The 25,064-nt window shown below is 68.9% G+C and carries 22 protein-coding genes; 11 read left to right on the top strand and 11 right to left on the bottom strand.

The annotated features are described in order from the left end of the window. The first annotated feature begins 56 nt into the window (after nt 1-56). The gene (locus tag ACFVDO_RS15070) at nt 57-725 is read left to right on the top strand and encodes a GTP pyrophosphokinase family protein (RefSeq protein WP_378858004.1); all 669 of its coding nucleotides are present in this window, start codon (nt 57-59) and stop codon (nt 723-725) included. On the opposite strand, the gene ACFVDO_RS15075 is transcribed toward ACFVDO_RS15070, so the two are convergent. The 3 genes from ACFVDO_RS15075 to ACFVDO_RS15085 are packed head-to-tail and all read right to left on the bottom strand — an operon-like array spanning nt 726 to nt 3,249. Further along, nucleotides 726-1,361: a hypothetical protein gene (locus tag ACFVDO_RS15075; RefSeq protein ID WP_378858005.1), complete on the bottom strand. Its 636-nt coding sequence runs from the start codon at nt 1,359-1,361 to the stop codon at nt 726-728. Further along, nucleotides 1,358-2,590, bottom strand: coding sequence for an amidohydrolase (locus ACFVDO_RS15080; RefSeq protein ID WP_378858006.1), 1,233 nt, complete (start codon nt 2,588-2,590; stop codon nt 1,358-1,360). Before ACFVDO_RS15080 ends, ACFVDO_RS15075 begins: the two co-directional genes overlap by 4 nt. Nucleotides 2,591-2,610: 20 nt before the next feature. After that, nucleotides 2,611-3,249: a TetR/AcrR family transcriptional regulator gene (locus ACFVDO_RS15085; RefSeq protein WP_378858007.1), complete on the bottom strand. Its 639-nt coding sequence runs from the start codon at nt 3,247-3,249 to the stop codon at nt 2,611-2,613. Between the two features lie 163 nt (nt 3,250-3,412). Here ACFVDO_RS15085 and ACFVDO_RS15090 point away from each other — a divergent pair, with 163 nt between their 5' ends. The 6 genes from ACFVDO_RS15090 to ACFVDO_RS15115 all read left to right on the top strand — a co-directional run bounded on the left by ACFVDO_RS15090 (nt 3,413) and on the right by ACFVDO_RS15115 (nt 11,286). Next, entirely contained in the window at nt 3,413-5,092 is a 1,680-nt protein-coding gene (locus tag ACFVDO_RS15090; RefSeq protein WP_378858008.1) for an ABC transporter substrate-binding protein, read from the top strand. A 93-nt stretch (nt 5,093-5,185) separates the two neighbouring features. After that, nucleotides 5,186-6,010 carry an ABC transporter ATP-binding protein gene (locus ACFVDO_RS15095; RefSeq protein ID WP_378858009.1) on the top strand — a complete coding sequence of 275 codons (825 nt, stop codon included), beginning with the start codon at nt 5,186-5,188 and terminating at the stop codon, nt 6,008-6,010. Further along, on the top strand, nt 6,007-6,819 hold the full coding sequence (locus ACFVDO_RS15100) for an ABC transporter ATP-binding protein (protein WP_378858010.1): 813 nt from the start codon (nt 6,007-6,009) through the stop codon (nt 6,817-6,819). The genes ACFVDO_RS15095 and ACFVDO_RS15100 overlap by 4 nt, the downstream gene beginning before the upstream one ends. Next, entirely contained in the window at nt 6,816-7,952 is a 1,137-nt protein-coding gene (locus ACFVDO_RS15105) for an ABC transporter permease (protein ID WP_378858011.1), read from the top strand. The genes ACFVDO_RS15100 and ACFVDO_RS15105 overlap by 4 nt, the downstream gene beginning before the upstream one ends. A 2-nt stretch (nt 7,953-7,954) precedes the next feature. Then, the gene (locus ACFVDO_RS15110; protein ID WP_378858012.1) at nt 7,955-9,028 is read left to right on the top strand and encodes an ABC transporter permease; all 1,074 of its coding nucleotides are present in this window, start codon (nt 7,955-7,957) and stop codon (nt 9,026-9,028) included. Beyond that, complete coding sequence (locus tag ACFVDO_RS15115) at nt 9,025-11,286, top strand: glycoside hydrolase family 3 N-terminal domain-containing protein (protein ID WP_378858013.1); 2,262 nt, start codon at nt 9,025-9,027, stop codon at nt 11,284-11,286. The genes ACFVDO_RS15110 and ACFVDO_RS15115 overlap by 4 nt, the downstream gene beginning before the upstream one ends. A gap of 61 nt (nt 11,287-11,347) precedes the next feature. Here ACFVDO_RS15115 and ACFVDO_RS15120 read toward each other — a convergent pair whose 3' ends face one another. The 4 genes from ACFVDO_RS15120 to ACFVDO_RS15135 form a co-directional block, all read right to left on the bottom strand. Then, a complete protein-coding gene (locus ACFVDO_RS15120) occupies nt 11,348-11,746 on the bottom strand; it encodes an arsenate reductase ArsC (RefSeq protein WP_378858014.1) in 399 nt (132 codons plus the stop codon). Further along, nucleotides 11,743-12,750: a metalloregulator ArsR/SmtB family transcription factor gene (locus ACFVDO_RS15125; protein ID WP_378858015.1), complete on the bottom strand. Its 1,008-nt coding sequence runs from the start codon at nt 12,748-12,750 to the stop codon at nt 11,743-11,745. Before ACFVDO_RS15125 ends, ACFVDO_RS15120 begins: the two co-directional genes overlap by 4 nt. After that, nucleotides 12,747-13,841, bottom strand: a complete 1,095-nt coding sequence (gene arsB / locus ACFVDO_RS15130; protein ID WP_378858016.1) for an ACR3 family arsenite efflux transporter — start codon at nt 13,839-13,841, stop codon at nt 12,747-12,749. Before arsB ends, ACFVDO_RS15125 begins: the two co-directional genes overlap by 4 nt. Nucleotides 13,842-13,981: 140 nt before the next feature. Continuing rightward, nucleotides 13,982-15,283, bottom strand: coding sequence for an FAD-dependent oxidoreductase (locus tag ACFVDO_RS15135; RefSeq protein ID WP_378858017.1), 1,302 nt, complete (start codon nt 15,281-15,283; stop codon nt 13,982-13,984). Nucleotides 15,284-15,368: 85 nt separating this feature from the next. On the opposite strand from ACFVDO_RS15135, the gene ACFVDO_RS15140 reads away from it, so the two are divergent. Both ACFVDO_RS15140 and ACFVDO_RS15145 read left to right on the top strand, forming a co-directional pair. Next, nucleotides 15,369-15,710, top strand: a complete 342-nt coding sequence (locus tag ACFVDO_RS15140) for an ArsR/SmtB family transcription factor (RefSeq protein WP_378858018.1) — start codon at nt 15,369-15,371, stop codon at nt 15,708-15,710. Nucleotides 15,711-15,766: 56 nt separating this feature from the next. Continuing rightward, on the top strand, nt 15,767-16,966 hold the full coding sequence (locus ACFVDO_RS15145; RefSeq protein WP_378858019.1) for an MFS transporter: 1,200 nt from the start codon (nt 15,767-15,769) through the stop codon (nt 16,964-16,966). Nucleotides 16,967-17,196: 230 nt separating this feature from the next. Here the strand turns inward: ACFVDO_RS15145 and ACFVDO_RS15150 are convergent, their stop codons facing one another. From ACFVDO_RS15150 to ACFVDO_RS15165, 4 genes are all read right to left on the bottom strand, one after another. Beyond that, nucleotides 17,197-18,228, bottom strand: a complete 1,032-nt coding sequence (locus tag ACFVDO_RS15150) for a LacI family DNA-binding transcriptional regulator (protein ID WP_378858020.1) — start codon at nt 18,226-18,228, stop codon at nt 17,197-17,199. Nucleotides 18,229-18,321: 93 nt separating this feature from the next. Then, a complete protein-coding gene (locus ACFVDO_RS15155; protein ID WP_378858021.1) occupies nt 18,322-19,980 on the bottom strand; it encodes a glycoside hydrolase family 13 protein in 1,659 nt (552 codons plus the stop codon). 170 nt (nt 19,981-20,150) lie between these two features. After that, nucleotides 20,151-20,930: a ribonuclease H gene (locus ACFVDO_RS15160; RefSeq protein ID WP_378858022.1), complete on the bottom strand. Its 780-nt coding sequence runs from the start codon at nt 20,928-20,930 to the stop codon at nt 20,151-20,153. 541 nt (nt 20,931-21,471) lie between these two features. Further along, nucleotides 21,472-22,407 carry a 2-hydroxyacid dehydrogenase gene (locus ACFVDO_RS15165; RefSeq protein ID WP_378858023.1) on the bottom strand — a complete coding sequence of 312 codons (936 nt, stop codon included), beginning with the start codon at nt 22,405-22,407 and terminating at the stop codon, nt 21,472-21,474. A 153-nt stretch (nt 22,408-22,560) separates the two neighbouring features. Between ACFVDO_RS15165 and ACFVDO_RS15170 the strand changes: the two genes are divergently transcribed. Together ACFVDO_RS15170 and ACFVDO_RS15175 are read left to right on the top strand one after the other, a co-directional pair. Continuing rightward, nucleotides 22,561-24,108: an amidohydrolase gene (locus tag ACFVDO_RS15170; RefSeq protein ID WP_378858024.1), complete on the top strand. Its 1,548-nt coding sequence runs from the start codon at nt 22,561-22,563 to the stop codon at nt 24,106-24,108. Continuing rightward, complete coding sequence (locus ACFVDO_RS15175; protein WP_378858025.1) at nt 24,105-25,064, top strand: ABC transporter substrate-binding protein; 960 nt, start codon at nt 24,105-24,107, stop codon at nt 25,062-25,064. The genes ACFVDO_RS15170 and ACFVDO_RS15175 overlap by 4 nt, the downstream gene beginning before the upstream one ends.

Consider the following 25,064-nt stretch of genomic DNA (forward strand, 5'->3'; position numbering starts at 1 on the left):
CCGCGGCATCCGGAACACCCAGCCGACTCTGAAGACGGATGCGTAACGTCGAAGCCATGAGCACGGCACCCGTCTCGGACGAGACGATCGAAGAGGCCAAGCAGCTGCGCGACGAGTTCCAGCGATTCCTGCGCGAGTACGAGTTCGGCATGCGCGAGGTCGAGACGAAGATCTCGATCCTGCGTGACGAGTTCCTCTACAACCACGCCTACAACCCGATCGAGCACGTGAAGAGCCGTCTGAAGTCGCCGGACAGCATCGTCGAGAAGGTGGCTCGCAAGGGGATCGACCCCGACTTCGACAGCATCCGTCGTGAGATCACCGACATCGCCGGTGTGCGCGTGACCTGCAGTTTCGTCAGCGACGTGTACCGGCTGTTCGACCTGTTCACCAAGCAGGACGACGTGACGGTCAAGGTCATCAAGGACTACATCGCAGACCCGAAGCCGAACGGCTACCGCAGCCTGCACGTGATCGCCGAGATCCCGGTGTTCCTCTCCACCGGCCCCGTGCCGGTGCCCGTCGAGGTGCAGTTCCGCACCATCGCGATGGACTTCTGGGCCAGCCTCGAGCACAAGATCCACTACAAGTTCGATGGCCGCGTGCCCGGGCACCTGGTGCAGAGCCTGACGGACGCCGCCGAAGCGGCCGGCGAACTCGATCAGCGGATGGAGCGGCTGCACCGCGAAGCGCACGAGATCAACCACCGTGTGCTCGAGGCGTGATCAGCCGCAGATGAGGTCCTCGTTCTGCCATTCGTCGCCCTGCTGCGCCGAGATGTCGCTCACGTCGGCCCCGGCGGCGGCTGCGACCGCGTGGACGATGAGGCAGGGGTAGTCGGTCTCTCCGATGATGACCGTGTGAGTGGTCGACGTCGGATCGTCGCCGTAGAGATCAGCGAGCTCCTCGTCGTAGGAGTACAGGGCCGGCACGCGGCTGAGGTCGAGTGCCCGTCCGGCGATGCCGTCTGTCTCGTCGCCCCAGAGGGTCTCGATCCGGATGCCGGGCGTGCGGTCATCGAGGTCCTCGACCGGTCCACCCGTTCCAGCCATACGCGTCACCAGGCGGTCGATACTGACGCCGGAGGGAACAGGGAACGCCGCGGCGTGATCGAGGGCGGCGTCGAGGGTTCGCTCGTCGGCGGACGCGTCCAGGGCCACGATGAGGTCGCCGGATCCCATGAACGGCAGGTTGTTGCTCATGTACCCCTCGACGGCTGTCACACCGGGCGTCCCGGCCATGTAGGCGACGAATCTCGCCTCCGCTCCCGTGCCGGCGTTGACGTCGCCGCATCCCGTGAGCAGCGCGGCGGACGCGAGCACCGCCGCCGCGAGCCGGCGCCGGCGCCGCTGTCCGTTCAAGCCAGGAACTCCCTGGCCGCAGTGACCAGCGCATCCACGCCGACCTCGATGGTCGGGTGCGGCACCGGCGCGAAGAACGGCGAGTGGTTGGTCGGGATGTCGCGCTCGATCGTGCCGTTCTGCGCGGCCGCTGCGAACTTCGCCGGGTCGATCCCGCCCCAGAACCAGAAGACGAGCGGCACACCGGCATCCCGCGCGAACCAGGAGACGTCCTCGCTGCCGGTGATCAGACCGGTGTCGATGACCGCCTGTTCGCCGAAGGCGGTCTGGAACGCCGCGGTGGCCCGCGCGGTGGCGGCTGCGTCGTTGATCGTCGCAGGCAGGGTGTGCAGCGTGGTGATCTCGGGTTCGCGCTCGGCGCCGGATGCCGCGGCCTCGGCGCGGATCACGCGCTCGACCTTCGCCAGCACCCGCTCGCGGGCCGCGTCGTCGGGGTAGCGCAGGCTGAGATCCAGCACCGCCTCGGCGGGGATGATGTTGTTCTTGGTGCCGGCGTGCACCGACCCCACGGTCACGACCGCGGGCTCCGTCGGGTCGACCTCGCGCGAGACGACGGTCTGCAGACGCATGATCGTCGCCGCGGCCATCACGATCGGATCGATCGTGGAGTCAGGGCGTGAGCCGTGGCCGCCGCGCCCGTGCAGCACCACATGCAGACCGTCGGATGCCGACATCTGCGGGCCCGGCCGGATGCCGATCGTGCCCGCAGGCAGCGGTCCGACGTGCTGTCCGAGCACCACGTCGGGGCGGGGGAAGCGATCGAGGACGCCGTCGTCGAGCATCGCCCTGGCGCCCTGTCCGTACTCCTCGGCGGGCTGGATGACGACGACGAGGGTGCCACGCCACTGCTCGCGGTCGGCGATGAGGCGCTCGACGGCGCCGATCATCGCGGTGACGTGCATGTCGTGGCCGCACGCGTGCATGAGCGGCACGGTCTCGCCGTCCGGGTCGACGCCGGTCTCGGTCGACGCGTAGGGCAGGCCGGTGTCCTCCTTGACGGGCAGCGCGTCCATGTCTGCACGCACCCAGACGACGGGCGCTTCGGTCCCTGAGTCCGACGAGGAGTTGGCCAGCACTCCGATCACTCCGGTGACGCCGATGTTCTCGTGCACCTCCAGGCCGAGGGCGCGCAGGTGGCCGGCGGCGATGGCGGCGGTGCGCGTCTCCTGGAAGGACAGCTCAGGATGCTGGTGCAGATCGGTGTACAGCGCGTCGAGGTCGATCGTCATAGGTCAGAGCCTAGAGCGCGTCAGTGCTTGTACGTGCCGAGCTGCGCCCCCGGGTTCAGAACCCCGTTCACGATCGAGCGGATGGCGAACTCACTGGCTTCTCCGAGGTCGACCGTCTGGGGATCGAGGAGCCACTGAAGCTGCAGGCCGTCCATCACGGCGAGGATGGACGCCGAGGCCATGCCGATCATGGACTGATCGGTCACGCCCTCCTGCGCGCAGAGCGCGCGGAATGCGGCATCCACGTCGCTCCGCAGGTTCTGGTAGCGCCTCTCGAAGTACTCCCGCGCCGGATGCTCCTCGGTGACCGATTCCGCGGACAGCACGGTGAACACCTGCACGATGCCCGGTCGCTGCGCGTTCAGGAAGGCCGTGCGCACCAGGTGCAGGAACAGATCCGGACCCCCGGGGATGTGCTTCTCGGCGAGACCCTCGACGTCGGTGCGGTCGCGGTACTCGAGCACCTCGAGCAGCAGGTTCTCCTTCGAGCCGAAATGGTGCAGCACGCCGGCGTGCGTCATGCCGACCTGCTGGGCGATGTCGGCGAGGGTGCCGTTGGCGGACCCCTTCGTTCCGAAGGTCTCGACGGCAGCCTTCAGGATCTCGGTGCGCTTGCGCGCACGCTCCTCCTCACGGCGGAGGCGGGTGCTCTCTTTCATCACGTTCCGGTCACACCTCCTCGTTTGACGTCGTCCTGCACTTGCGCGTTCAGCTTACTGATGAGTAATCTCACGCTAGCTTACTTTCTCGTAAGTAAGTAAATGGCCGGATGCCCCCGCACCGGTTGACCTACAGCACAACGGACCGTGCCAAGGAGATGCAATGAAGCTCAGGAAGACCCTGATCGCGGTGTCCGCGATCGCCGCCCTCAGCGCCACGGTGCTGACCGGATGCTCGTCGGGCGGTGGCTCCGGCGAGAAGAGCAGCGGTGCCTCGCCCGCGCTCACCGTCGCCAAACCCGATGGCGCCGGCGTCCTCTCGACGCAGATTAACAACCCGTTCATCGGAACCGGGTCGGGCATGTCGCTCGGCTACGACCGCATGATCTACGAACCGCTCGCCATGGTGAATCCGGTCGGCAAGAACGAGACCACCCCGTGGCTGGCCGAGAAGGTGGAGTGGAACAGCGACTACACCCAGCTCACGGTAACGCCCCGCAAGGACGTGAAGTGGAACGACGGCGAGCCCTTCACCGCCGATGACATCATCTTCACCTTCAACCTGATCAAGAACACGCCCGCACTCGACCTGGGCGGTCTGAAGCTGGCCGACATCAAGAAGGACGGCGACAACGTCGTCATGACCTTCAGCGAGTCGAAGTTCGTCAAGCAGGGCGACGTGCTGCAGATCAGCATCGTGCCCGAGCATCAGTGGAAGGACATCGCCGACCCGTCGAAGGACGCCGTCAAGGACGCCATCGGCACCGGCCCGTACAAGATCAAGACCTTCTCGTCGCAGGGCGTCGTGCTCGACGCGCGCAAGGACTACTGGGGCGGCGCAGTGCCGGTGCCGCAGCTGAAGTACCTGGAGTACAACGACAACACCGGCCTGCTCCGGGCGCTGCAGAGCGGCGAGACCGACTGGGCGCAGATCTTCATCACCGACTACCAGACCAACTACGTCGACAAGGACCCGAAGCACAACGTGTTCTGGGGTGCCAACGTGCTCAGCCCCGACATGATCCTGGTCAACACCACGAAGGCCCCGTTCAACGATGTCGCGTTCCGCAAGGCCGTGAACATGGTCGTCGACCGCAAGGCGCACGCCGAGAAGGCGCGCAGCAACGCCGGACCCGAGCTGACCAACGTCACCGGCATCCCGCAGCCGACCGGAGACCAGTACATCGCCCCGGAGTACAAGGACCAGAACTTCTCGATCGACGTCGACGGCGCCAAGAAGGTGCTGACGGATGCCGGATACACCTGGAAGGGCGAGGCTCTGATCGACCCGTCCGGCAAGCCGGTCACCTTCACCCTGCAGGACCCGCAGGGCTGGAACGACTACGTCACCGGCATCCAGCTGGTCGCCACGCAGGTGAAGAAGACTCTCGGTGCCGACGCGAAGGTCGCCACCCCTGACGCCGACACCTGGTTCAGCAACATGGCCACCGGAAACTTCGACGCGGCGCTGCACTGGTCGGGCTCCGGCTCGAACCCGTGGCACATCTACGACGACGTGATGAACGGCGCGTACCTGGAGCAGGCCTCCGGCGGCAAGGTGTCCGACAACTTCGGGCGCTACAACAACCCCGAGGCGACCGCCCTGCTGAAGCAGTACCAGCAGGCATCCGATGACGCGACCCGCACGGACGCGCTGAACAAGATCCAGAAGATCTTCGTCGATGACGTGCCGGCCATCCCGATCGGGACGCACCCGCAGCTGGCCGAGTACAACACCCGGAACTACACCGGATGGCCTAGCGAGGACGACCAGTACGCGACGGCTGACCCCACCCAGCCGTCCGCGGTCCAGGTCGTCATGAAGCTGAAGCCCGTCAAGTAATCCCCTCCGGTCGTTGGGCGCCCTTCGTCTCGCTCCGCTCGCTCAGGAGCCGCGGATGGGGGCGCTCAACGACCGCCGAGCTGAAGGCCAGCAATGACTGAATCCCTCCTCTCCGTGAGCGACTTCTCCGTCGTGTACGACGTGGACCCGCCGGTCCGCGCCGTATCGAACGTCACCCTCGACATCCAGCGCGGCGAGATCGTCGGCCTCGCCGGCGAGAGCGGCAGCGGCAAGACCACGCTCGCCTACGGCGTGCAGCGGCTGCTGAAGCCCCCGGCCGTGATCACCAGCGGCAGCGTCGTGTTCCACGACGAGAGCGGCGAGCACATCGATCTGCACTCGCTCGATGCCGAGCAGATGCGGAAGTTCCGCTGGGATCGCATCTCGATGGTGTTCCAGGGTGCGATGAACGCGCTCAACCCCGTCGCGACGATCGGTTCGCAGCTCGACGACGTGTTCGTGATCCACCGCCCCGGCATGAGCAAGAAGGAGCGTCGCGCCGCCGTCGACGAGCTGCTCGAGATCGTCAAGGTCGGCCGGCAGCGCTACCGGTCCTACCCGCACGAGCTGTCCGGCGGCATGCGCCAGCGCGTGATGATCGCCATGGCGCTCGCTCTGCGCCCGCAGCTGATGGTCATGGACGAGCCCACCACCGCGCTGGACGTGCTCGTGCAGCGCGAGATCCTGCGGCAGATCTCGCAGCTGCGGCACGAGTTCGGCTTCTCGGTGGTCTTCATCACCCACGACCTGCCGCTGCTGCTCGAGATCAGCGACCGCATCGCCATCATGCGCGAGGGCGAGATCGTCGAGCTCGACACCGCGGAGCAGATCTGGACCAACCCGCGGCACGAGTACACCCGAAGCCTGCTGGCCTCGTTCCCGCGCCTGACCGGAGAGAGGGGAGTGGTCGCGCGATGACGACCCTCGAGTTCAAGAACGTCACCAAGATCTACAACGTCCGCGGATCCGGACAGATCAAGGCCCTCGACGACGTCAGCTTCACCCTGCACTCGCGCCAGACCATCGGCCTGGTGGGCCAGTCTGGCAGCGGCAAGTCGACGATCGCGAAGATCCTCACCCAGCTCGAGACGCCGACCCGCGGTGAGGTGCTCATCGACGGCAAGCCCATCCCGCGCGGCGGGAAGGGGCTGCGCAAGTACCGGCAGCAGCTGCGGATGGTGTTCCAGGACCCGTTCGCCTCGCTGAATCCGTACCACTCGATCCGGCACCACGTCGAGCGCCCGCTTCGGCTCGACCATGTCGTTCCGAAGCAGGAGATCGATGCCGAGGTTCGACGCCTGCTCGAGCGCGTGCGCCTCGACCCGGATGCCGTGATGGAGCGGCGCCCGCACGAGCTGTCCGGCGGACAGCGCCAGCGTGTCGCGATCGCCCGCGCCCTTGCTTCCCGCCCCGCCCTGCTCGTCGCCGACGAACCGGTGTCGATGCTCGACGTGTCTATCCGCCTCGGCGTGCTGAACCTGCTCGCCGACCTGCAGCGCGAGGAGGGGCTCGGCGTGCTCTACATCACGCACGACCTGGCCACCGCGCGGCACTTCAGCGACGAGATCATCGTGCTCAACCAGGGCAGGATCGTCGAGCACGGACCCGCCGACGACGTGATCCTGCATCCGACCGACCCCTACACGCGCGAGCTGCGTGCGGCCTCGCCCGACCCGGAGGAGTTCTTCCGAACCCTCGCCGCCCAGACCCCCGGAGGCACGCGATGAGCACCGACACCACGCGCGCCGGCACGAGCACGGCGCCATCCACCGATCCGGCATCCGCTGATCCGGCATCCCCCGATTCCGCACCGGTCGATCCGACGCTGGTCGGCACGACCGCGACCACCGCCGAACGGCGGGGTGTGCGGGTGCCGTGGCGCTTCATCGGCGGACGCGTCGCGTTCTACCTGTTCACCGCGTGGGCGGCGATCACGATCAACTTCTTCATCCCCCGGATGATGAAGGGTGACGCGGTCACGTCCTACATGGCCCGCAGCCAGGGCCAGCTGCAGCCCGAGGCCGAGAAGGCGCTGCGCGCCCTGTTCGGCGTCGGCACCGACGTCCCGCTCTGGCAGCAGTACCTCGACTACTGGGGGATGCTGCTGCACGGCGACCTCGGGGTGTCGATCTCGACCGGCATGGCGCCGGTCGGCGACGCGATCGCCGCGGCACTGCCCTGGACGCTCGGCCTCGTCGGGGTCGCCACGATCATCTCGTTCGTGGTCGGCACCGTCCTCGGCGCGATCGTCGGCTGGCGGCGCGGCGGAAAGCTGGACGTGCTCATCCCCGTGACCACGTTCTTCGGCACCGTGCCGTACTTCTGGCTCGGCCTGATCTTCATCGCGATCTTCTCGTCGGTGCTGGGCTGGTTCCCCGCCGGGCACGCCTACGAGGTCGGCGTCGAGCCGGGCTGGAACGCCGAGTTCATCTCACAGGTGATCTCGCACGCCGTCCTGCCCGTGATCACGATCGTGATCGCCTCGATCGGCGGCTGGCTGCTGGGCATGCGCAACATGATGCTCACCGTGCTCGACGAGGACTACATCACGGTCGCGCAGGCGAAGGGCATGCCGAACAACCGGGTGCTGTGGCGGTACGCCGCACGCAACGCGGTGCTGCCGCAGATCCAGAGCTTCGCCCTCGCCCTCGGCTTCATCGTCGGCGGCACGATCGTGATGGAGATGGTGTTCTCCTATCCCGGCATCGGCCTGCTGCTGCTCAGCGCGACCAACGCGAAGGACTACGCGCTGATGCAGGGCATCTTCCTGGTGCTCGTCCTGGCCGTGCTGGTCGCCAACATCCTGGCCGACATCGTCTACGCGATCCTCGACCCCCGTACCCGTCAGACGGAGGCCTGACCATGAACGCTCCTGCAGACAAGTCGCCGCAGACGGTGCAGCCCGCGGGTGTGGGCGCCCCCGAGACGGCGGTCGTGCTGACCGCCGACCGTGCAGCGCCGAAGAAGAAGACCTTCTGGGGTCAGTTCAAGGCCTCGATGGCGATGTTCAGCAACCGCAAGTCGGCAGCCGGACTCATCATCTTCGGCGTCTTCACCCTCGTCGCGATCTTCGCGCCGTGGATCGCGCCGTACGACCCGACCGAGCAGAACCTGGATGCGACCCTGCAGCCGCCGTCATTCCAGCACCTGATGGGCACCACGCACATCGGCGAGGACATCTTCAGCCAGCTGGTCTACGGCACCAGGGGCGTGCTCGTGGTGGGGTTCCTCGCCACGATCATCGCCACCGTCCTGGCGATCGTCGTCGGCGTGACGGCCGGCTACCTGCGCGGTTGGAAGAGCGAGGCGCTGTCGGCACTGTCGAACGTGTTCCTCGTGCTCCCGGCGCTGCCGCTGATGATCATCATCGCCTCGCAGTTCGAGGATCCGCCGCTGTTCCTGATCGCGATCGTGCTGGGCCTGACCGGCTGGGCTTGGGGCGCGCGCGTGCTGCGCGCGCAGACGATGTCGCTGCGCAACCGCGACTTCATCCAGGCGGCCCGTGCCAACGGCGAGCCGCTGCACCGCATCATCCTCGTCGAGATGCTGCCGAACCTGATGGCGCTGATCGCCTCGAGCTTCGTCGGAACGATGACCGCCGCGGTGCTGGGTCTGACCACGCTCGCGTACATCGGGGTCATCCCGGTGTCGAATCTGAACTGGGGCACCATCCTGTTCTGGGCGCAGCAGAACAGCGCGTTCCCGGACTACTGGTGGTGGTACGTGCCCGCCGGTCTGTGCATCTCGCTGCTCGGCGTCGGCCTGGCGCTGATCAACTTCGGCATCGACGAGTACGTCAACCCGCGTCTGCGGTCGGCCGGCGAGCGGGCCCGCGCGATGAAGAAGAAGGGGCTGAAGGTCAACGACGCCGTCACCGCCGTGCGCATCGACCAGCCCGACGCCCCCTCCGCAGCAGAAGAGAACGCGAAGTCATGACCATCCAGATCTCCGAGACCGTGCCGTTCCGCGACGCAACACTGAGCACCGCCGAACGGGTCGCCGACCTGCTCGGGCGGATGACCCTCGAGGAGAAGGTCGGCCAGATGCTGCAGCTCGACGCCCGCGAGGATCTCGTGGACGCCGTGCACACCCGGCACACCGGATCGATCCTGCACACCTCCCCGGAGCGCATCCTGCAGGCCCGCGAGCTCACCGAGCAGACCCGCCTGCGCATCCCGCTGCTGGTCGCCGAGGACTGCATCCACGGCCACTCGTTCTGGCCTGGCGCGACGATCTACCCGACCCAGCTCGGCATGGCGGCATCCTGGGATGCCGATCTGCTGGAGCGGGTCGCGCGCGCGACCGCCGAAGAGGTCGCCGTGACCGGCATCCACTGGACCTTCTCGCCGGTGCTGTGCATCGCCCGCGACCTGCGCTGGGGACGCGTGGACGAGACCTTCGGCGAGGACCCGTTCCTCATCGGCGAGCTGGCCAGCGCCATGGTGCGCGGGTACCAGGGCGATGGGCTGGAGGACAGGACAGCGATCCTCGCGACGGCGAAGCACTTCGCCGGCTACTCCGAGACGCAGGGCGGACGGGATGCCTCGGAGGCGGACATCTCACAGCGCAAGCTGCGGTCGTGGTTCCTGCCGCCCTTCGAGCGCGTCGCCCGCGAGGGGTGCCGCACCTTCATGCTCGGCTACCAGACCACCGACGGCGTGCCGGTCACGGTCAACGACTGGCTGCTGAACGACGTGCTGCGCGGCGAGTGGGGCTACACCGGCACGCTCGTCACCGACTGGGACAACGTCGGCCGGATGGTGTGGGAGCAGCGCGTGCAGCCCGACTACGCGCACGCCGCTGCCGCGGCGGTCAAGGCCGGCAACGACATGGCCATGACCACGCCGCACTTCTTCGAGGGAGCTCTCGAGGCGGTGGAGAAGGGGATGCTGCCGGCTGACGCCTTCGATGCGGCGGTCGCGCGCATCCTCACCCTGAAGTTCGACCTCGGGCTGTTCGAGGACCCGCGTCTGCCCTCCTCGGAGATGGACACGGTGGTCGGCAGCGGCGCGCACAGCGAGCTGAATCTCGAGGTGGCGCGGCGATCGCTGGTGCTGCTCGAGAACGACGGGACGCTGCCGCTCGGGGCATCCGGGCCTCTCGCAGAGGTTGAGCCGATCCGCGTCGCCGTCGTCGGCCCGCTCGCCGACGACGCGCAGAACCAGCTCGGCGACTGGGCCGGCGGATCCGGCCAGGCAGGGTGGCTGGACGGACAGCCGCGCGGGATGATCACCACCGTGCTGGACGGGCTGCGCGAGGTGGACGCCTACGCCGTGCGGTACGCGCAGGGCGCCGACATCCTGACCCTCGAGCAGGACCCGCTCGGCGCGACCTTCCCCGACGGGCAGCCGCGCCCGCCGGTGGTCGTGCCTGCGGAGCCGGACCAGCGGATGATCGCCGACGCGGTGCGCGCGGCGAACGCCGCCGACATGATCGTCGCCGTGGTCGGCGACCGCATCGAGCTGGTCGGCGAGGGCCGCTCCACCGCGACGCTGGAGCTGGTCGGCGGCCAGAACGCCCTGCTCGACGCGATGATCGCCACGGGCAAGCCCGTGGTGATCGTGCTGCTCGCCTCCAAGCCGCTCGTGCTGCCGGCATCCGCCGGGCAGGCCGCCGCGGTGATCTGGGCGGCCAACCCGGGCATGCACGGCGGCCGTGCGGTCGCCGAGCTGATCTCGGGGGCGATCGAGCCCTCAGGGCGCCTGCCGATCTCGTTCGCACGGCACGTGGGTCAGCAGCCGACGTACTACAACCAGATCCGAGGGCAGCACGGGCACCGCTACGCCGACCTGACTCAGGCGCCCGCCTGGAGGTTCGGCGAGGGCCTGTCGTACACGACCGTGGAGTACTCCGGGCTGGGGCTGGTGTCGACATCGGTCGGGCTCGACGACACGCTCGTCGCGGACGTGACGGTGACGAACACGGGCACCCGGCCGGTGCGCGAGACCGTGCAGGTCTACGTGCGCGACGAGGTCACCAGCGTCAGCTGGACCGACAAGGAGCTGAAGACCTACCGCCAGGTGGAGCTCGCGCCAGGGGAGTCGCAGCGGGTGCGCATCGAGCTGCCCGTCGAGGTCTGCTCGATCGTGGATGCCCGCGGGCGACGCGTCGTCGAGCCCGGAGACTTCGAGCTGCTGGTGGGCCCATCCTCCCGTGACGACGTCCTGCTGCGGGCGGGTTTCACGGTGCGCTGAGCTCTGCCCGAGTCAGGTCGCCGATGGCCGTATCCCGACGCGGAATACGGCCATCGGCCGGTCAGTCGAGCAGTTCGTCGACGAGTGCGGCGACGCGGGTGCGGATCTCGTCGCGGATCGGACGGACGGCATCGAGGCCCTGCCCGGCCGGGTCATCGAGCTTCCAGTCCTCGTAGCGCTTGCCGGGGAAGAACGGGCAGGCGTCCCCGCAGCCCATGGTGATGACGACGTCGGAGGCCTGCACCGCTTCGGTGGTGAGGACCTTGGGCTGCTCGGTGGCGAGGTCGATGCCCTCCTCGCGCATGGCCTCGACGGCGACCGGGTTGATCTGCTCGGCAGGCATCGAGCCTGCGGAGCGGACCTCGATGCGATCGCCTGCGAGGTCGCGCAGGAATCCGGCGGCCATCTGCGAGCGGCCTGCGTTGTGCACGCAGACGAAGAGGACGGAGGGCTTGGTCATGACTGCTCCTGTTCAGCGGCAGTTGTGAGGTCGTCGACGAGAACGTGGACACGTGCGGCGAGGTCATCGCGGATGGCTTCGACGCCTTCGCGCGAGGCGAGGGCGGGATCGCCGACGGCCCAGTCGTCGTAGCGAACCCGGGGGATGATCGGGCAGACGTCGCCGCAGCCCATGGTGATGACGACATCCGCCGCGCGGACGGCGTCATCGGTGAGCGGCTTCGGGAAGCGCGCGGCCGCGGCATCGCCTTCGATCTCGGCGAGGACCGAGCGCACGTGCGGGTGGATCACGTCGGCTGGGCTGGAGCCGGCCGAACGGGCAACGACCCGGCCACCGGCGATCTGATTCACGAGGGCAGCGGCGAGCTGCGAGCGGCCGGCGTTGGCGACGCAGACGAACAGCACCTGCGGGACAGACGTGTCGCGGTCACGGGCCATGTCGGCGAGGCGCTGCCGGGCGAAGCGCTCGGTGAGCGGCACGAGCGAGCCGGTGATCTTCGCAGTCCGCGCGAGCGAGGTGTAGGACTCACGGACGATGCTGAGCACCGTCTCCGGCTTCAGGTCGGGGGACTCAGCCGCCAGTTCGGCTGCGAGGTGAGTGATCCGGATGTCGAAGTCAGGCCGCGCGGTCGCTTCGGGGCCCTCGGCACGGTTGACGGCGGCAGGGGCGAACGACTCCAGCAGTGCGGTGACGGCGCCGCGTCGGCTCGGGGCGATGCGATACCAGACCCAGGTGCCTCGACGCTCCGAGGTGAGCACGTCGACGTCCTTGAGCACCTTCAGGTGGTGCGACACCGTCGGCTGTGACACGTCCGCGAGCTCGGCGAGGTCGCACACGCAGGACTCGCCGCGCGGGTCCGACGCGATCGCCGACAGCATCCGCAGCCGTAGCGGGTCGGCGAGTGCCTTCAGGGTCGCGGCCACCGTGCCGGCGGCCTCCTGTCCGATGGCGTGCGTGGCGACCGGGCTGCAGGCGTCGGCCGTGCCGGTGAGGGTGAGGTTCATGAGGTGATCCTTTCGCCGGTGTACGGATCGGTGTGGAACCAGGCTCGGGCCGCCCAGAGTGACACGTAGACGAGCCCGACCAGGACGGGCACTTCGATGAGCGGGCCGACCACCCCCGCGAGAGCCTGGCCGGAGGCGGCGCCGAAGGTGCCGATGGCGACGGCGATCGCGAGTTCGAAGTTGTTGCCCGCTGCAGTGAAGGCGAGCGTCGTGGAGCGGGCGTAATTCAGCCCGAGCACCTTGCCGGTGAGGATGCCGGTGAACCACATGATCGCGAAGTACGCCAGCAGCGGGATGGCGATGCGCGCGACATCCAGGGGATGGGACGTCACCTGCTTTCCCTGCAGAGCGAACAGCAGCACGATGGTGAACAGCAGACCGTACAGCGCCCAGGGGCCGATCGCGGGCAGGAACTTCTCCTCGTACCAGTCGCGGCCGCGGCGCCGCTCGCCGAGCCACCGGGACGCGAAGCCGGCGACCAGCGGCACGCCGAGGAAGACGAGCACGTTCAGCGCGATCTGCCACACCGAGATCTCCAGCCCCTGGGTGTCCAGCCCGAGCCACCCGGGCAGCACGGTCAGGTAGAACCACCCCAGCAGCGAGAACGCGACCACCTGGAACACCGAGTTGATCGCGACCAGCACGGCGGTCGCCTCACGATCACCGCAGGCGAGGTCGTTCCAGATCACGACCATCGCGATGCAGCGGGCGAGCCCGACGATGATCAGGCCGGTGCGGTACTCGGGCAGGTCGGGCAGGAAGATCCACGCCAGCGCGAACATCACCGCCGGGCCGACCAGCCAGTTCAGCACCAGCGAGGAGATCAGGAGCTTCTTGTCTCCCGTGACGGCGGCGATCCGGTCGTAGCGGACCTTCGCCAGCACCGGGTACATCATCACGAGGAGACCGAGCGCGATCGGCACCGAGATGCCGCCGACCTCGAGCTTCGTCAGCAGCCCGGAGAGGGCGGGGACGAAGCGCCCCAGGAGCAGACCCGCGACCATGGCGAGACCGATCCACAGCGGCAGCCACCTGTCCAGTGTGGAGAGCCGCCGGGTTGCTGCCCTGGCGGGCGTGGTCGACGAGGTCATGCGCGCCGTTCCCGGTTGAATAGACACACTTCTATATTGATAGTCATCGAATCAGACTGCAATCCCGGAGGTGAAGGTTCACCCGCCGTTCACCAGAGAGGCGACCTGCCCGTGGGGCGGTCGCCTCTCTGTGTCGCGGTTCAGCCGACGGTGACGGGGCGCGATCCGATCTGCAGCACCGCCGGCGCCGCGCAGCATCCGGCATCCTCGGCGTCGAAGCCGCCGGCGCCGCCGCACACCCCGGTGTCCGGCAGGACGAGCTCGTTGCGGTCCGCGGCTTCGTGGTCGCCCGCGAGGTGCGCGACCACGCTGCGGACCTGCTCGTAGCCGGTGAGCGCGAGGAACGTGGGGGCGCGGCCGTAGGACTTGGCACCGACGATGAACAGATCCTTCTCCGGCTGTGCGAGCTGGCGCGCTCCGGTCGCTCCGACCGAGCCGCAGGAGTGGATGTTGGGGTCGATGTCCGACGCGATCCCGGCCACCGCGTCCAGCGATCCGTCGAGGTCGATGCGCACCTCTCGCAGGATCCTGGTGTCGGGGCGGAACCCGGTGAGGGCGAAGACGCGTGTAACGCCGGAGATCTCCTGGCCGTTCTCGGCGAGGATCGTGAGCGTGTCGCCGTCCTGCTGGAACTCGGCGACGCGGAACCCGGTGACGACCTCGACCACGCCTGCTTCGATGACCTTGCGCGCGCGGGAGCCGAGCGCGGCCCGCTCGGGCAGCTCATCCCCCGTTCCGCCGCCGAACACGTTCGTCGCACTCCCTCGGCGCAGCAGCCAGGTCACCTTGGTGCCCGGTTCGCGACGCGCAAGCTCGCTCAGGCGCAGCACTGCATGCGTCGCGGAGTGGCCGGCGCCGACGACGACCACGTGCGAGCCGGCCAGCTCGGACACGTCATCCGGGATGCGGTACGAGATTCGCTCCGTCGCTGCTGCCTCGCCGACCGCCGGATATCCGTCGGCGCCGGCCGGATTCGGGAGCGCCCAGGTGCCGGTCGCGTCGATCACGGCGCGGGCGAGGATGCGGCCGTCCCTGCCGTCCTGGTCGACCGTGTGCACGACGAACGGCTGAGCCCTGCGGCCGCTCGCGACCACCTTGTCCCGCCCCTGGCGAGCGATGCCGGTGACGGTCATGCCGTAGTGGACCCGATCTGCCAGCGCGTCAGCGAGCGGCACGAGGTAGTCACTGGCCCACTCGGCTCCGGTCGGATAGCCGCTCGTCGGAGCCGTCCAGCCGGAGGGCTCGAGCAGGCGTCGCGCCGCGGCATCTGTCAGTTCCGGCCAGCCGGAGAACAAGCGCACGTGCCCCCATTCGGACACAGCTGCGCCCGCGGATGGGCCGCGCTCGACGACAATCGCATCAAGACCGCGCTCGGTCAGGTGTGCTGCAGCGGCGAGGCCCTGGGGCCCTGCTCCGATGACGACGACAGGCAGCTCGGACATCTGGCATCTCCTCAAATTGAAGAACTTCAATACGAGAACACTCCCGTACCTATCGAAGAATGTCAATACGTGTAAGACTATCGACGTGACTCTTCCCGCGACCATCGAACAGACCGCGTGCTGCATGCCGCGCGTCACCGACGCGCCCTCCGCCGAGGAGGCCGAACGCGTCGCCACGGTGTTCAAGGCGCTCGGTGACTCGACGCGGGTGCGGCTGCTCTCGCTGATCGCGGCAGGAGATGGCGGTGAGGCCTGCATCTGCGACCTCACCGCACCCGTCGGACTGTCGCAGGGCACCGTGTCGCATCACATGAGGCTGCTCGCCGACGCGGGTCTCGTCACGCGTGAACAGCGCGGCCGCTGGGCGTACTTCCGCGTCGTCCAGCCGGCGCTGGACGCCGCCGCCGCCGCGCTGCGCGCAATCTGACGTCTTCCGCCCGCCTGGCGGGAATCAGTGTCGGTGGATGCTGGTTGGATTGTCAGGTGCACTCACTTAACCGCGGCGCCGGGCGCGCCGCCGGCATCGGCGCCCTGCTCTGGCTGTTCCTGGCGAACTTCTCCATGGGGATCGACGGCTATGTCCTGACCGGGCTGCTGCCGCAGATCGCCGGCGACCTGCACGTGCCAGAGGCCGCCGCCGGACAGTTGATGAGCGTGTTCGCGCTGACCAGCGCGTTCACCGGCCCCGTGCTGGGCGCGCTCACCGGACGGTTCGAGCGCAGGGCCACCATCGCGATCTCGCTCGCGGTCTTCGTGGTCGGCAACGTGATCGTCGGGCTCGCGCCGACCTACGCCTGGGCGATGTCCGGGCGAGTGATCTCGGCGATCGGCGGCGCGCTGCTGAGTGCGGTCGTCGCGGCGTACGTCATCGCGATCACCCCGCCCGAGCGCCGCGGATGGGCCCTGTCGATCGTGATGGGCGGCTTCCTCGCGGCCACGGCGCTCGGCGTGCCGGTCGGGCTTCTCCTCGGTGAGGCGAACTGGCGCATCCCGCTGTTCATCGTCGCCGGCATCGGCACGGTCGCGCTGATCGGCATCCTGGCCTTCGTGCCAAAGCTGCACCTGCCCTCGTTACCGCTGCGCGAGACGCTGCGCCCGCTGACCCGCGGGCCGATCCTCGCCGCTCTGCTGGTTCCGATCGGCCTGATGGGCGCGAGCTATCTGTGCTTCACCTATGCGGCGCTGATCATCGGTCCGCGCACCGGGCTGGGCCTGCCCATGGTCGGTGCGCTGTTCGGCTACGGCGTGTTCAGCCTGGTCGGCAACATGATCGCCGGACGATCGATCGACCGCGGCGGCCCGGACCGCGTGATCACGACCATCATCATCGCGCTGATCGGGTTCATGCTGCTCGGCACCGCCGGGCTCGCCCTGCCCGGTGTCTGGGGAGTCATCTCGATTCTGGTGTGGTTCCTCGGCACCGCCACGTTCAACGGCGGATCGGGTGTCTCGCTGCAGTCACGGCTCGCGATGATGGCGCCGGACTCGGTCGCGCTCGTCGTCGCGCTGAACACCAGTGGCATGATGCTCGGCTCTGCGATCGGAAGCGCGACCGGTGGCGCGGCGCTCGCCGCGGGCCTGCCCGCCGACATGCTCATCCCGCTGGCATCCGTGTTCCTGGCGATGTCGCTCACGGTTCACCTGATCCTGATCCGGCGCGGCGACAAGAAGCCGGTGCTCTGACACTCCTCCTCTGCTCCGGTCTCATCAGTTGCGGGTGAGGCGGCGTCCGCACCCGCATCGGGTGGGACCTGAGCTGGGGGAAGGGGCTGTGTCTTGCTGCTCCGGTCCCACCGCTTGCGGGTGTGTCTCGTCGTGGTACCCGCATCAACTGCGACCGGAGCCGGGCGGGCGGCCCGGGCTTCAGGCGCCGACCCGCATCGGGTGGGACCGGAGCCGGCGTTCAGGTCCGCTCAGCGCCGGGACGACGGGGTGCGCGGATGCAGAAGCGCAGTCGTGCCGCGCACGATCAGCTCGTAGGGCAGCGCCGTCTGCGGGGTCTGCCCCGGGTCTTCCTCCAGCCGCGACAGCACGGCTGCGGCCGACCGCTCGCCCTGGCCGAGCGGGAACTGGTCGACCGTCGTGAGCTGGAAGAACTCGCCCAGCTCGTGACCGTCGATCCCGATGATGGACAGGTCCTCCGGAACCCGGAAGCCCAGGTCGCGGGCGGCGAGGATCGCGCCGATCGCCATCTCGTCTGATGCCGCGAAGATCGCGGTCGGCCGGGGGCCGGGCCGCCCGAGCAGCTGCTTCGCCGCGCGGAAGCCGCCGTCGACGGTGAAGTCCGCCGGTTCGAGGAAGGCGTGGTTGACCGGTACCCCGGCATCCTCCAGCGCCTGCTCGAAACCGAGCCGGCGCTGACTGGGCACATGGAAGTCGAGGTCGAACTCCGGGTTCGCGCCGATGTGCGCGATGTCGCGGTGGCCGAGGCTGAGCAGATGCTCGGTGGCGAGCCGCGCCATGGCGGTGTCGTCGACGGTGAGCGTGTTCAGCTGCGGGTTCGGGCCGCCGATCGCGATCACCGGCAGGCCGAGCGCGAGCAGCTGGGCCGACTCGTCGTCGTCCAGCTCGATCGACACGGCGATCACGGCGTCCACGCGCTGGCGGCGCAGTGCCGTGTGGAACACCTCGCGCCGCACCGCGGCATCCGCCGTGATGTTGTACAGCGTGATGTCGTAGCCCTGCTTCATCAGGGCCGACGAGACACCCGACAGCACGGTCGCGAAGAACCAGCGATCGAGGTAGGGCACGATCACGCCGATGTTGCGCGTGCGGCCGGATGCCAGGCTCGATGCCCGTGATGAGACGACGTAGCCGAGCTGATTTGCAGCCTCCTGCACGCGCTCGCGCGCGGCGGCGGACACGTGCCCTCGTCCGCTCAGCGCCCGCGACACGGTCGCCGTGGAGACGCCCGCGAGCTTCGCGACCTCGTCGATACTCGTCATCGCACTCTCAATCGTCGGTGAGGAACCATCTTCCGCGCGAGAAAACGTTCACTGAACAGTTTCTCGCGCGGGAAGTGGTTTCTCGGCAGCCGGTCAGGCCTTCGTGAACCAGGCGGCCGTGTTCGGGGGCAGAGCCGTGCCGGTGAAGACCTCGCTCTGCACCAGGAAGGTCGCGTCGTCGCCGAGTTCCACCGGCGCGGTGCCGAGGTTGGCAACGACGTGGATGTCGCCGCGGCGGAACGCCACGGTGTCTTCACCGCCATCCTCCCAGACCAGCGAACCGGTGCCGAGGCCGTGCTCACGGCGCCGTTCGATGAGCTGCTTGTACAGGTTGAGCGTCGAGCCGCCATCGCCCTCCTCGACGTCGCGGGCGAAGCGCGCCCATTCATCGGGCTGCGGCAGCCAGGAGTCTCCGCTGTCGTTGAAGCCGTAGGCCGGAGCATCCGCCGTCCAGGGCAGCGGCACGCGGCATCCGTCGCGGCCGTAGCGCTCGCCGTTCGTGCGGAACCAGGTGGGGTCCTGACGGAACTCGTCCGGGATCTCCATCGCCTCGGGCAGGCCGAGCTCCTCGCCCTGGTACAGGTACGCCGAGCCGGGCAGCGACAGCATGAGCGTCGTCGCCGCGCGTGCGCGGGACAGGCCGATGACCGGGTCGGGCTTGCCTGCCGACTTCGGGCCGATGCCCTCGCCCTGCGGGTTGTCCGCGGTGAGCGCCAGGCGCGAGGCATGCCGCACCACGTCGTGGTTCGAGAGCACCCAGGTGCTCGGGGCGCCGACGCCGCCGAACTCGTCGAGCGACTCTCGGATCACGGCGCGCAGCTGCGCGGCATCCCACGGCGTCATCAGGTAGGGGAAGTTGAAGGTCTGGTGCATCTCGTCGGGGCGCACCCAGAGCGAGGTCTGCTTCAGCGTGGGGAGCCAGGCCTCGCCGCACAGTGCGCGGTCGCCGTCGTACTCGGCCATGACCTTGTGCCAGTCGCGGTAGATGTCGTGCACGCCGGGCTGGCCCCAGTACGGCACGTCGTCCTCGCCGCCGCCCATCGAGTCGGCGTCGGCCGGCGGCGTGTAGTCGGGCAGACCGTCCTTCTTGATCATGCCGTGGGCGACGTCGACGCGGAAGCCGTCGACCCTGCGGTCCAGCCAGAAGCGCAGGATGCTGCGGAACTCCTCGCGCACCTCCTCGTTGGTCCAGTCGAAGTCGGGCTGGGACGGGTCGAAGATGTGCAGGTACCACTGGCCGGGCGTGCCGTCAGCCTCGGTGACGCGGGTCCACTGGCCGCCGCCGAAGACCGACTCCCAGTTGTTCGGGGGCAGCTCGCCGTTCTCGCCCTTGCCGTCGCGGAAGATGTAGCGCGCGCGCTCGGGGCTTCCCGGCGCCGCCTTCAGCGCCTCCTGGAACCAGACGTGCTGGTCGGAGGAGTGGTTCGGCACGAGGTCGACGATGACCCGGATGCCGCGGGCATGCGCCTGCGCGAGCATCTCGTCGAAGTCGGCGAGAGTGCCGAACAGGGGGTCGACGTCGCGGTAGTCGGCCACGTCGTAGCCGGCGTCGCGCTGCGGGCTGGTCATGAACGGGCTCAGCCAGATGGCGTCCACGCCGAGCTCCTCGAGGGAGTCGAGCCGGCTGGTGATGCCGGGCAGATCGCCGATGCCGTCACCGGACGCGTCCGCGAAGGAGCGGGGGTAGATCTGGTAGATGACGGCGCTGCGCCACCATTCGGAACCGGGGGCGGCGATCTGCTCGAGGGTCATGCACTCAGGCTACTGCAAACGCTTACAGTCGCGCCAGGGGTGCCTTCGAATCGATTCGGATGCAGGATTCTCGGCGACACTTGCAGGGCGGATGCCCGGATGCAGGGCCGCTGCGCGGCGTGTCGCCCTGCCGATGTCGTCTCGCCCTGCAGGTGGCCGGAGCGGCGCGCTCAGATCAGGCGGCGGAGAGCCTCTTCGAGCGAGACGCCCTGGGCGTCGGCGCGATCGCGCAGGCGAGCGTGCTCCTGTGCCGAGAGCGTCATGCGCAGTTCGAGGGGAGCGGGAGCTGGGCTGTCGTCGAGTCCCTCGAGAAGATCGGATGCCTCGGCCCAGAGCGGCATCGCCGCGGGGGCCACGGCGGTGGCGGCCGGCGCAGTTGCAGGGGTGGATGCGGGGAGGGTGGGCGAATCGGCGGCGTGTCGCCCTGCATCCGTCGGATCTCCCTGCATCCGGTTCGTGGACGTCGCGGCTGCCGCGCCCGCCGTGCTCATCGTGAAGCCCGGCCCGCGGCGGGGCTCCTGCTTCTGCTGGTAGGCCTTCGCCGCGGCGTTCGCGCGCTCGTCGGCGGCTTCGTTCAGGTCGTGACCGGCGTGGCCCTTGACCCACTCGAAGCGCACGTCGCGCCCCGACATCGCCTCGTCGAGGGCCTTCATCAGGTCTTGATTGAGCACGGCGCCGCCGTCGGACTTGCGCCAGCCGCGGCGCTTCCAGCCCGGCATCCACTTGGTGATCGAGTCGATCACGTACTTGCTGTCGCACAGGATCAGCAGGTCCTCGGAGGTGTCGGCGGTCGACTGCAGCAGCTCGAGCACCGCCTGCAGCTCGCCCTGGTTGTTTGTGCCGTGCGGTGATCCGCCGGCCGCCCAGTTCGCGTCGTCGATGTACCAGGCCCAGCCGTTCGGGCCGGGGTTGCCCAGGGCGGAGCCGTCTGCGGCGGCGGTGATCGTCATCCTTCAACCGTAACGGCGGGCGGGTGCCCGCTCCGCCCGGCCGCGGCGCCCGCCACTGCGCTCGGGTGGCAGTTGGTCCCGAAATGGCGGTCGGGTTCTCGTTCAGGTGGCGGTTGGTCCCGGAATGCGGGCGGGAGAGCGTGACGAAGTGCGACTCGGGTGTCGGATGCGGCTGGTGAGCGTGATGAAGTGCGACCTGGACTCGGCGCCGACGTCCTCGGTGCTCAGGTGGCAGTTGGTCCTGGAATGGCGGTCGGGTTCTCGTTCAGGTGGCAGTTGGTCCCGGAATGCGGGCGGGAGAGCGTGACGAAGTGCGACTCGGCTGTCGGATGCGGCTGGTGAGCGTGATGAAGTGCGACCTGGACTCGGCGCCGACGTCCTCGGTGCTCAGGTGGCAGTTGGTCCTGGAATGGCGGTCGCATTCTCGTTCAGGTGGCAGTTGGTCCCGGAATGCGGGCGAGAGAGCGTGACGAAGTGCGACCCGAACGGGCGGGGCGGTACGGAAGCGTGACGAAGTGCGACTCGGGGGCGGGCCCGGGGGTCAGGATGCCGGGAGCACCACGTTCCGCGGCGCCTCGCCGGCGAGCATCCGCTCGATCTGCGAGCGCACGAGGCGCGCCATGCGGGGGTTCATCGCGGTCGACGCGCCGCCGACGTGCGGGCTGACGACCAGGCCGGGCGCCGACCAGAGCGGATGCCCGGCGGGCAGCGGCTCCGGCTCGAAGACGTCCAGGGCGGCGCGCAGCCGTCCGGCCTGCAGCTCGGCGAGAAGTGCAGAAGGGTCGATCAGCGGTCCGCGGCCGACATTGACCAGCAGGGCTCCGTCGGCCATGTGCGCCAGCATGTCGGCGTCGAACAGATGCCGGGTCGCATCGTTGTCGGGCAGCGAGGCCACGACGATCTCGGCATCCGGAAGCAGCGCGGGCAGCTCTTCGATGCCGTGCACCGCGACCTCGCCGACACCGTCGACCTGCTCGGTCCGTGCACTGCTCGCGACCGCGGTCAGCTCTACCTCGAACGGCACGAGGCGACGCGCGGTCGCGGTGCCGACGCCGCCGAAGCCGACCAGCAGCACGCGCCGGTCGGCAAGGCTCTCGGTGAACACCGGCGACCATTCGCCGCGGTCCTGCGCGCGCACGAACCTGGGGAACTGCCGCTGCGCGACGAGCATCAGCGCGACCGCGATCTCGGCGGTCGACGCCTCATGCACCGACGCGGCGTTGGCGAACGTCATCCCGGCCGGCAGTCGATCGGCGACGCCGTCGTAGCCGATCGACTGGCTCTGCACGAGCCCGACGTCCAGGCCCGCGAGCTTCTCGAGTGCCCCCGCCGACCCCATGTAGGGCGGCACGACGATGTCGAGCCGGGATGCCGGCGGCGGCGTCGTGAAGTCCCAGACATGCAGCTCGACTCCGTCGGGCAGGGCGCCGATGTCGGTGGCGAGACGTGCAGTGGGGACGGTCACGACGAGGGGCATGGCTCCGAGCGTAGTCCCGGCCGGCGAGCGGTTGCCTTCGGAATCGAATACTGTATTCTGCATTCAGATGAGCAAGGGTGCTCGGGGCGACCCGCCGCACCATGACTGCAGGTCGGCGCATGGACGCGGCGGCCCGCTCGACGGATGAGGCGCATGACGACGACGATCTTCGAGAACGCAGCGATCGGTGAGACCGCGGATGCCGTCGTCGTCTCGGACGGACGGATCACGGCTGTCGGAACGGTCGCCGAGTGCCGAGACCTCGTCTCGGGTCCGCAGGAACGCATCGATCTGGGTGGCGGGCATCTCGCGCCGGGGTTCGTCGACGCGCACGTGCACACCGTGCAGATGGCGACCAGGTCCCTCGAACTCGACGTCGCGGCCGCGGACGGCTTCGAGGCGATGGCCGCCCGCGTGCACACCGCGCTGGGCGACCTCGCCGCCCCGGGCCATGCCGGGTCAGGCTGGTTCCTCGCCGGCGGATGGAACGCGGGCGACTGGAGCGACCGCCGCCCCGCCGACCCCGCCGCCCTCGATGCACTGACCGGGCCGCGGGCCGTCGCGCTGCACGCGGCCGACCTGCACACCTACTGGCTGAACTCCGCGGCGATCGCGCGACTGGGCATCGATCCGCGGCTCGCCCCGCAGGGACTGATCTCCGAGGAGCCGGCGTTCGCCGCGCAGCACGAGATCGAGCGGCAGATCGGCGCCGCACTCGAGGCACGGATGACCGACGTGCTGCAGCGCTTCCTCGCCGTCGGGGTGACCGGCATCCACGACATCGACGACCACCGGGCGACCGACTTCTTCCGTCGCCTGCACCGGGAGCGGGCACTTCCGCTGCGCGTGCACAAGTTGACTCTGCACGATGAGCTGGAGCAGGTCGCCGCGCAGGGCGTCCGCACCGGCAGCGGCGACGACTGGCTGGACTACGGCGGGGTGAAGCTGTTCTCGGACGGGTCCCTCGGGTCGCACACCTGCCACATGACCGAGCCGTTCGCCGACCTGCCAGGTGTCACCGGCATCGAGGCGATCGATCCCGACGGACTGCGACATGCCATCCGGCGCTGCGCCGACCACGGCTTCACCGTCGCCATCCACGCGATCGGCGACGCGGCGGTGCGCAACGCCGCCGGCGCGATCGCCGAAGCGCCCAGGGGGACCATCCCGCACCGGATCGAGCACGGGCAGCACATCCGTCGCGAGGACCTCCGCGTGCTCGCGCGCTCCGGCGTTCTCGTCGTCATGCAGCCGGAGTCCTGCATCTCGGACATCGCCTCCGTGCAGCGGCGGCTCGGCGACCGCGACGTGATCTCGTACGGCTGGCGCAGCCTGCGCGAGCGCGGCGTCGAGATCGCGTTCAGCTCGGATGCCCCGGTGGAGGGCATCGACCCGCTCGAGGGCATCCGCGCCGCGACCACCCGCACCCGCACGGACGGCACACCCGCCGGCGGCTGGCAGCCGCACGAGCGGATCAGCAGATCCGAGGCGTGGCGCGCGTACACGGTCGCCCCCGCCACGGCTGCCGGCCGCGCCGATCGCGGCCGCATCGCACCCGGCATGCTCGCCGACCTCATCGTGCTCGACGGGAGCCCGCGCGACCCGGACGCCCGGGTGCAGAAGACCATCACCGGCGGGGTCATCCGCTGGGATGCCGCAGATCGCATCGCCCGAACACAGGAAGAAGAGAGAGCATCATGAAGTCCACCCAGGCCAGAGTCGTCCTGACCGGAATCGCCCTCACCGGCATCCTCGCCCTCGCCGGATGCGGCGGTGAGCCGATCGGCGGTGCGGCCGCAGATGCCGGGTCGGGTTCGAAGGCCGCTGCGACCGTCGAGATTCCCGCGGGCGACCTCGCCGCCGATGTGCTGAAGACGCTCGAGGTCGACCAGAAGCTGGCCGATCGCGTCCCGGACTCGATCAAGAAGGACGGTCTCACCGTCGCGACCGCCGACGGATACCCGCCGATGGAGATGTTCGACGAGGACGGCAAGACCATGATCGGCGTCGACATGTCGCTGGCCCGCGCCCTCGGCGCGCTCTGGGGAGTCGAGGTGAAGATCGAGAACTCCGACCAGAACGCCATGGTGCCCGGTGTCGCCTCCGGGCGCTACGACGTCGTGATCTCCGGTCTGAACGACACGGCCGCCCGCCGCGAGAAGGTGTCGTTCGTCGACTACGCGAAGTCCAGTGGCGCGATCGTCGTGCCCAAGGGCAACCCGAAGGGCATCAAGGGGCCGGACGACCTGTGCGGCAAGACCATGGCAGTCCTCGACAACGGCTACTACATGCAGCTCGCGCAGCAGTTCAGTGAGGACTGCACGAAGGCGGGCAAGGGCAAGATCACGGTGATGGGCTTCGCCAACGATCCTGAGGCGCTGCTGCAGCTGAAGAACGGCCGGGCGGATGCCGGCATGAACGACTTCCCGGTCGCGCAGTACCGCGTGAGCCAGTCCGAGGGTGCGCTGGAGGCGATCGAGATCCCCGGTGAGGCGCTGTTCGGCATCGGCATCGCACCCGACGACGAGGACCTCATCGCGCTCACGCAGGACACCCTGAACGGCCTGATGGAGGACGGCACCTACGGCGACATCCTCGGGGCGTGGGACCTCGGCGGCATGGCGATCGACGAGGCCACGATCAACAAGGGGAACTGA

Source organism: Microbacterium sp. NPDC057741 (genome assembly GCF_042798735.1).
Classification (GTDB): Bacteria; Actinomycetota; Actinomycetes; order Actinomycetales; family Microbacteriaceae; genus Microbacterium.